The 6,765-nt window shown below is 69.4% G+C and carries 5 protein-coding genes; 2 read left to right on the top strand and 3 right to left on the bottom strand.

The features are described from left to right. Positions 1-1,974 (bottom strand): TIM-barrel domain-containing protein (locus ACLN58_RS15620; RefSeq protein ID WP_415856177.1); only part of this gene is annotated, 1,974 nt, incomplete at its 3' end. 127 nt (positions 1,975-2,101) lie between these two features. Between ACLN58_RS15620 and ACLN58_RS15615 the strand changes: the two genes are divergently transcribed. Both ACLN58_RS15615 and ACLN58_RS15610 read left to right on the top strand, forming a co-directional pair. Further along, entirely contained in the window at positions 2,102-3,286 is a 1,185-nt protein-coding gene (locus ACLN58_RS15615; RefSeq protein ID WP_415856176.1) for an acyl-CoA dehydrogenase family protein, read from the top strand. A gap of 147 nt (positions 3,287-3,433) precedes the next feature. Beyond that, a complete protein-coding gene (locus tag ACLN58_RS15610; RefSeq protein WP_415856175.1) occupies positions 3,434-4,003 on the top strand; it encodes an adenylate kinase in 570 nt (189 codons plus the stop codon). 141 nt (positions 4,004-4,144) lie between these two features. Here the strand turns inward: ACLN58_RS15610 and ACLN58_RS15605 are convergent, their stop codons facing one another. Then, entirely contained in the window at positions 4,145-5,596 is a 1,452-nt protein-coding gene (locus ACLN58_RS15605) for an MFS transporter (protein WP_415856174.1), read from the bottom strand. 177 nt (positions 5,597-5,773) lie between these two features. Then, a partial coding sequence (locus tag ACLN58_RS15600) for a dihydrolipoamide acetyltransferase family protein (RefSeq protein ID WP_415856173.1) occupies positions 5,774-6,765 on the bottom strand: 992 nt, incomplete at its 5' end.

Below are 6,765 nucleotides of genomic sequence, written 5' to 3'. Positions count from 1 at the left end.
CGTGCGGACCTGATGCCCGCGCTCCCCGGCCGCGGCCCCGCCGTCGTCCTCGATGAGCGTGAACTCGCCCGAGGCGCCCGCGAAGACGCGCAGCTCGAAGCGCTCGGGCGCGGGGGTGCCGTTGCCGAGCGTGTCCGGATGCGCCATGGGCACGATCGCGCCGGCTCGCGCGAGGACGGGCATCGTCTCGAGGGTGCGGTACAGGCGGGCGCGGCGTCCGCCGCGGTAGACGGTGCCGGTGAAGAAGTCGATCCAGACGCCCGGCGGGAGCCACGCGGGCGCGCTCGCCCGGTTGAGCGCGCGGTCCCGCGGCTCGACGACGGGCGCCACGAGGAGCTCGGTGCCGAAGAGGAATTGGTTCGGCACCTCGTACGCGTCCCCCTCCTCGGGGTACTCGTAGTACATGGGCTCGACGATCGGTCGGCCCTCCGTGAACGCTCGGTGGTTCATCGTGTGGAGGTAGGGCACGAGCCGGTGCCGAAGGCGAAGGAAGTCCGCCATGACGGCCTCGGCGTCCGCACGGTAGCGCCACGGCTCCTTGCCCGTGAACGGCATCGACGAGCTGTGCAGCCGGTTGATCGGCGAGAACACACCGAGCTGGACCCAGCGCGCGGCGAGGTCGTCGTCCTTGTAGCCCCACATGTGGCCGCCAATGTCGTGGCTCCACCAGCCGTAGCCGATGTTGGACGCCGTCGCCGTGAAGTAGGGCTGGAACGCGAGCGATTCCCACGTGACGATCGTGTCGCCGGAGAAGCCGATCGGGTAGCGGTGGCTGCCCGGGCCCGCGTAGCGCGAGAACGTGAGCGGGAGGCGGCCGTTGCGGGCCGAGTCGAGGAAATGCACGTGGTTGAGGACCCACAGCGGGTCGAGGCCCCGGACCCGCGAATACGGGCCCGACTGCCAGTCGAGCCACCAGAAGTCGACGCCAGCCTCCTCGAGCGGGTGGTGGACCTCGCGGAGGTACGCGCCGAGGAATTCGGGGTCCGTGGGGTCGAACGCGATCGCGTCGCCGGCCTCGGGGTCGAGGCCCAGGGCGAGCGCCGTGCGCTCGTAGGCCTCCTCGTGCGCCGCGATGCCGTCCGCGGGGTGCACGTTGAGCGTGAGCGCGAGCCCGCGGCCGTGGAGCCAGCGGGCGAAGCCCTCGGGGTCCGGGAACAGCTCACGGTTCCACGTGTAGCCGGTCCAGCCGCTCCCGTGCGCGGGGTCGATCTCCGTGAGGTGCCAGTCCATGTCGAGGACCGCGACCGAGAGCGGGATGCGCTCGGCGTCGAAGCGCTCCACGACGCCGCGGTATTCGTCCTCGGTGTAGCGGTAGTAGCGGCTCCACCAGTTGCCCAGCGTGAAGCGGGGCACGAGCGGCGTCGGGCCGGAGATGCGGTAGAAGTCCCGGAGGCAGCCGCGGTAGTCGCGGCCGTAGCCGAAGAAGTACACGTCCGTGCCTGGGGTTTCGCCGTCGCCGCGCGGGGTGAGCCAGCCGGCGTCGTCGAAGACGAGGGTCTCGCTGTCGTCAAGCGTCGCGAAGCCGTAGCGGGACATGAGGCCTGGCTCGAGCTCGCACGGTCCATCCACGCCGTCGAGCGTGCGGGCCGTGCCGCCGAGGTTCGTCTCCTCCGGCTCTCCGTAGTGCCACACCGAGTGGTAGTTGCTCACGCCGCCGAGGACCTTGATGGAGAGGCCGTGGGCCGTGAACTCGCGCTTGTCGTAGACGAGGTGCGCGTGCTTCGTGACGATCTCGAGCCGATGCGGCTCGTCCACGACGCGGAACTCGGGGACCTCGAGATCGCGGTGGAGCACCACTTGCGAGGCGCGGTCCTCGAACTCGCCCGTGGCGCTGTACTCGAGGCGGATGAGCTGCGACGTGAGGACCGTGAAGCGGTAGTTCGGACCCTGGACGATCGCGGCGGGATGGGCCTGCGGCGAGGTCGCGAAGCGGAGGTGGTCGGGGAGGCGGACTGCGTGAGTGGTTCCGGTCACACGCTCAACCCTACGCCGCGGCCCACGGCGTTGCGGGGTCCTTGCCACCCCGTTGCTGGGTCCTTGCCACCCGACGACCAGCCACCTCCCCACCCGACGACCGGCCACGGCTCGCTACTCTGGGCCCATGGACGCCGAAGTCTCAGATCCCGCCGACCTCCTCGCCCTCGATTCCCTCCTCGGCACCGAGGAGCTCGCCCTCCGCGACCGTGTGCGCGAGTTCGTGCGGGCCGAGATCAGGCCGAACATCGCCCGCTGGTACGAGGACGCACACTTCCCGCTCGAGATCGTCCCCGAGCTGGGGCGCCGTGGCCTCCTCGGCATGCACCTCACTGGACACGGCTGCGCGGGCCGGTCCGCGGTCGAGTACGGCCTCGCCGCCGCCGAACTCGAGGCCGGCGACTCGGGCCTCCGAACGTTCGTCTCCGTCCAGGGTTCGCTCGCCATGACGGCGATCGCGAGGCACGGCTCCGACGAGCAGCGCGACGAGTGGCTCCCCCGGCTCGCGGCAGGCGAAGCGATCGGCTGCTTCGCCCTCACCGAGCCGAGCGCGGGCTCGGACCCCTCCTCGATGAACACCTTCGCGCGCCGCGACGGCGCGGGACCGAATGCAGGCTGGGTCCTTTCCGGGACGAAGCGGTGGATCGGGCTCGCCTCGGTGGCGGACGTCGCCGTCGTCTGGGCGCAGACGGACGACGGCGTGCGCGGCTTTGTCGTCCCGACCCGCACCAAGGGCTTCATCGCCAGGGCGATCGAGCCGAAGCTCTCGATGCGGGCGTCGATCCAGTGCGACGTCGAACTGGACGAGGTTCGCCTGCCCGCCGAGGCCGTCCTGCCCGGTGCAGTGGGGCTGCGGGGGCCGTTCTCGTGCCTTAGCGAGGCGCGCTACGGGATCGCGTGGGGCGCGATGGGGGCCGCACGCGACGCGTTCGAGGACGCGCTCGCGTATTCGCGTGAGCGCCTCCAGTTCGGCAAGCCGCTCGCGGGGTATCAGCTCACGCAGCAGAAGCTCGTGGACATGGCGCTCGAGATTAACAAGGGCTTCCTCCTCGCGCTGCATCTCGGTCGGCTCAAGGACGCCGGCAAACTCGAGCCGCACCAGATCAGCGTCGGGAAGCTCAACAACTGCCGCGAGGCCATCGAGATCTGCCGCGAGGCGCGCACAATCCTCGGCGGCAACGGCATCACACTCGACTATTCGCCGCTCCGCCACGCCAACAATCTCGAATCCGTGCGCACGTACGAGGGTACGGACGAGGTCCACACCCTCATCCTCGGCCAGCGCCTCACGGGCATGGGCGCGTTCCGCTGAGGCGGGTACTCACCGTCGTCGGCGGCCTGAGCCGGGCCAATCACCAGCCGACCAGTCTGCCGTTGGCCAGCCTGTTGCCGAGTGTAGTAAGTCGGCGCACACTATCGACCACGGCGTGCGCACGGTCCCCAGTCAATGGAGGTATCCATGAACCGGATCCTGATCATGGGCCCACCCGGCGTGGGGAAGGGAACTCAAGCGGAGCGCCTGGCACGCGACCTCGGCGTTCCGACGATCTCCACCGGAGACTTGTTTCGCGAACAGGTCCAGAACGAAACGCCGCTCGGGCTTCAGATCAAGGGGGTGCTCGACTCCGGCGGCTACGTGCCCGACGACGTCACGAACCGTCTCGTCGAGGTCCGGCTCGCGCGGCCGGACGCCCTCGAGGGCTTCATTCTGGATGGCTACCCGCGGACCGTCGACCAGGTGCATGCGTTGGACCTCATCCTGGCGTCGCGCGTGGCGGAACTGGACGCCGTCGTCGTTCTTGAAGCCGACCAGAAGGCGCTCCTCAAGCGGATCCTCGCGCGCGCCGCCGAACAGGGCCGTTCCGACGACACGCCCCCGGTGATCGCTCGCCGGCTCGAGGTCTACGCGAGCGAGACGTCCCAGCTCATCTCTGCCTACGACGGCCGCGGCCTCGTGCTCCGGGTCGACGGGACGGGCCACCCTGACGCTGTCGCGGAGCGGATCGCGGAAGCGCTGCGGTCGCGCTGACCTTTCGCAGCGGCGCGACGCTCGGCAGCACCTGCTTCGCGCCGCCGTCGTACGCACGACCGGCGCGGACCCGCAAAACCGGCGTTGGGCCACGCAGGTTTTGCGGGTTGGGACCGGCCAAGCGCGGGGCGCGCCCAGCCCTCACGGCGAGATGTGGTCCAAATGCCGGTTCCGGGTGTGCGGCGTGAACTGGACGAGGACCGCCGCGATCACGAGGAACACCGAGATCAGTCCGAGCGCCCAGAACACCGAGAGCTGCGGCAGGATTGGCGCGATGACCATGACGCCGATCCCGCCGCCGATGTGCCCCACGCCGTCCACGAGCGCGAACCCCGTGGTCCGGGCGCGGGTCGGGAAGCATTCGGCTGTCAGCGCGTACGTCGGCGAGACCCAGAGGTTGAAGCCCGCGAAGATGAGGATCGCGCCGAGGAAGGACAGCCAGACGCTCGTCCCGGCAATCGAGACGACGATCGACCCGAGGATGGTCACGCCTGCGGCGATCGGGAGCCAGTGCCGGCGCTCGAGCTTCTCGACGATCGCGCTCATGATCGCGGCTTCCGCCACGAAGCCGAGAGTCCCGACGGCGGCGATCACGCCCGCTTCCGGCGGCGGGTACTGGAGGGCCGAGAGCACCACCGTGAATCCCGCCGCGAACGAATACACCGTGATGTACCCGATAAACCAGATGAAGAACAGGAGAACGATCCGCCGCACGTACAGCGGGCGGCTGAACAGGTCCCGGTACGGGACGGGCGACGCCGGGGTCACCGCGCCGTAGACATCGGCCAGGCGCGGCTCGGCGAGCGCACCGTGCTTCGCGGCGCGCTGCTCCATCGAACGGACCACGCTGTCGGCCTGCTCGAACCTGTGCTGCCCGATGAGCCAGCGCGGCGACTCGGGCAGCTCGAACCGCAGCAGCACGGCGATCACGGCGAGGATCGCGCCGACGCCGTACATCCAGCGCCACCCGCTCTCGAAGTTCGGCCCGGCCGCCGCGAACGGCAGCCCGAGCGGCCATGGCGTGGCCGGCGTTGTGAGAATGAGCCCGAGCCAGATGCCCACGAAGGCGCCGAGCGCGGACATGATGAAGATGATGGTCGTGAATTTCGCGCGCGCAGGCCGGGGTGCGACCTCATTCACGTACGTGTTCACAATGGCAAGATCGGCGCCAATTCCAATGCCGGTAATTGTGCGGGCGATATTGAAATTCGCGTAATCGCCCACGAACGCGTTGTAGAGCGAGCCGAGACCCGTGATGAGCATCGTGACCATGAGCATGTTCCGCCGGCCGATCCGGTCGGCGATGGGGCTCAGGACGAGCGTCCCCACCACATAGCCCGCGAGGTTCAAGAGGACCGGGAGCGGGAGCGCGCCGAGGGCGCTCTCCGGCGTGCAGCCCTTGTTGAGCTGGACGCACGTCTGGATGAACGAGACGTTGATATCGAAGATGTCGTAGAACGTGAACAGGAAGCCCAGCCCGATGATCCCGATGAACAGGTAGGACAGGCTCCACACTTCGAGGCGCTCGAGGCGAGCGATAATCTCGCGGCCAGTCGGGACGCTCACGGCCCCCGCGCCCATGGACGCAGTCACATGGATCGACCTCCCGCATCCGGGGTGGCGCGCGCCGTGCCAGGTGTGCCCCGGCTGCTGGGCACATTGTGCGCCCGACGGCGGGGCGATACAAGGCGCGAACAGAGCCCGGGTGCCGCTTGGCACCCGGGTTCCGCGCTCGCGCCGTGGGCTCCGCCGTCGGCCCCGAGCGCCGCGCTAGTCGAGCAGGAGCGCCGGCTCCTCCATGATCGCTGCGACGTCCGCCATGAAGCGGGCCGACAGGTCGCCGTCGACCACGCGGTGGTCGAAGGAGCCGCCGAGCGTCGTGATCCAGCGCGGAATGACCTCGCCCGAGACGACCCACGGCTTCAGCTTGATGGTCCCGAACGCGACAATCGCGACCTCGCCGGGGTTGATGATCGGCGTGCCGATGTCGATCCCGAGCGCACCGATGTTGGTGATCGTGAGAGTGCCGCCCTGCATGTCTGCGGGCTTCGTCTTGCCCGCGCGGGCCGTCGTGGCGAGCTCGTTGAGCGCCACGGCGAGCTCCTTGAGGGAGAGATCCTGGGCGTTCTTGATGTTCGGCACGAGCAGCCCCCGCGGGGTCGCCGCGGCGATTCCGAGGTTCATGAAGTGCTTGACGTGAATCTCGTCGCCCTTGGGCGAGCTGACCCACTCCGAGTTGACGCTCGGGTTCCGGGCGGCGGCCCAGATGACCGCCTTCGCGAGGATGAGCAGCGGCGAGACCTTGATGCCCTCAAAGTCGCGCGACTTCTTGAGCCGCTGCACGAATTCCATGGTCCGTGACGCGTCGACGTCCACGAAGATGCTCACGTGCGGGGCCGAGAACGCCGAATCGACCATGGCCTTCGCGGTCGCCTTCCGCACGCCGCGCACCGGGACGACTTCGACGCGCTGGTCCTGCGGCTTCTTCGCGGGCTCCCAGAACGTGGGGGCGGCCGCGATCTCGCGTTCGCGCTGCGCCTGGTACGACTCGAGATCCGCGCGCGTGACCTCACCGCGCGCACCCGTCGCGGGAACGTCGGCCAGGTTGATGCCGAGCTCCTTCGCGATGCGGCGCACGGGCGGCTTCGCGAGGACGCGATTCAGCAAGCGGGCGACGGCGGTGCCCTCGCCCCCCTCTTCGCTCACCTCCGCGCTGGCGGCCGGGACCGGAGCCGGGGGCAGCGTCATCTGGGGGGCTGGCG

This window comes from Sinomonas sp. G460-2 (assembly GCF_047759905.1).
Lineage (GTDB): Bacteria > Actinomycetota > Actinomycetes > Actinomycetales > Micrococcaceae > Sinomonas.
Note: the sequence above shows the minus strand (reverse complement) of the source record. Positions and strands in the feature narration are given on the sequence as shown.

Excerpts from the sequence above, each read along its gene's own strand:
- ACLN58_RS15615 (WP_415856176.1), top strand. The coding sequence starts at position 2,102 with ATGGACGCCGAAGTCTCAGATCCCGCCGACCTCCTCGCCCTCGATTCC.
- ACLN58_RS15610 (WP_415856175.1), top strand. The coding sequence starts at position 3,434 with ATGAACCGGATCCTGATCATGGGCCCACCCGGCGTGGGGAAGGGAACT.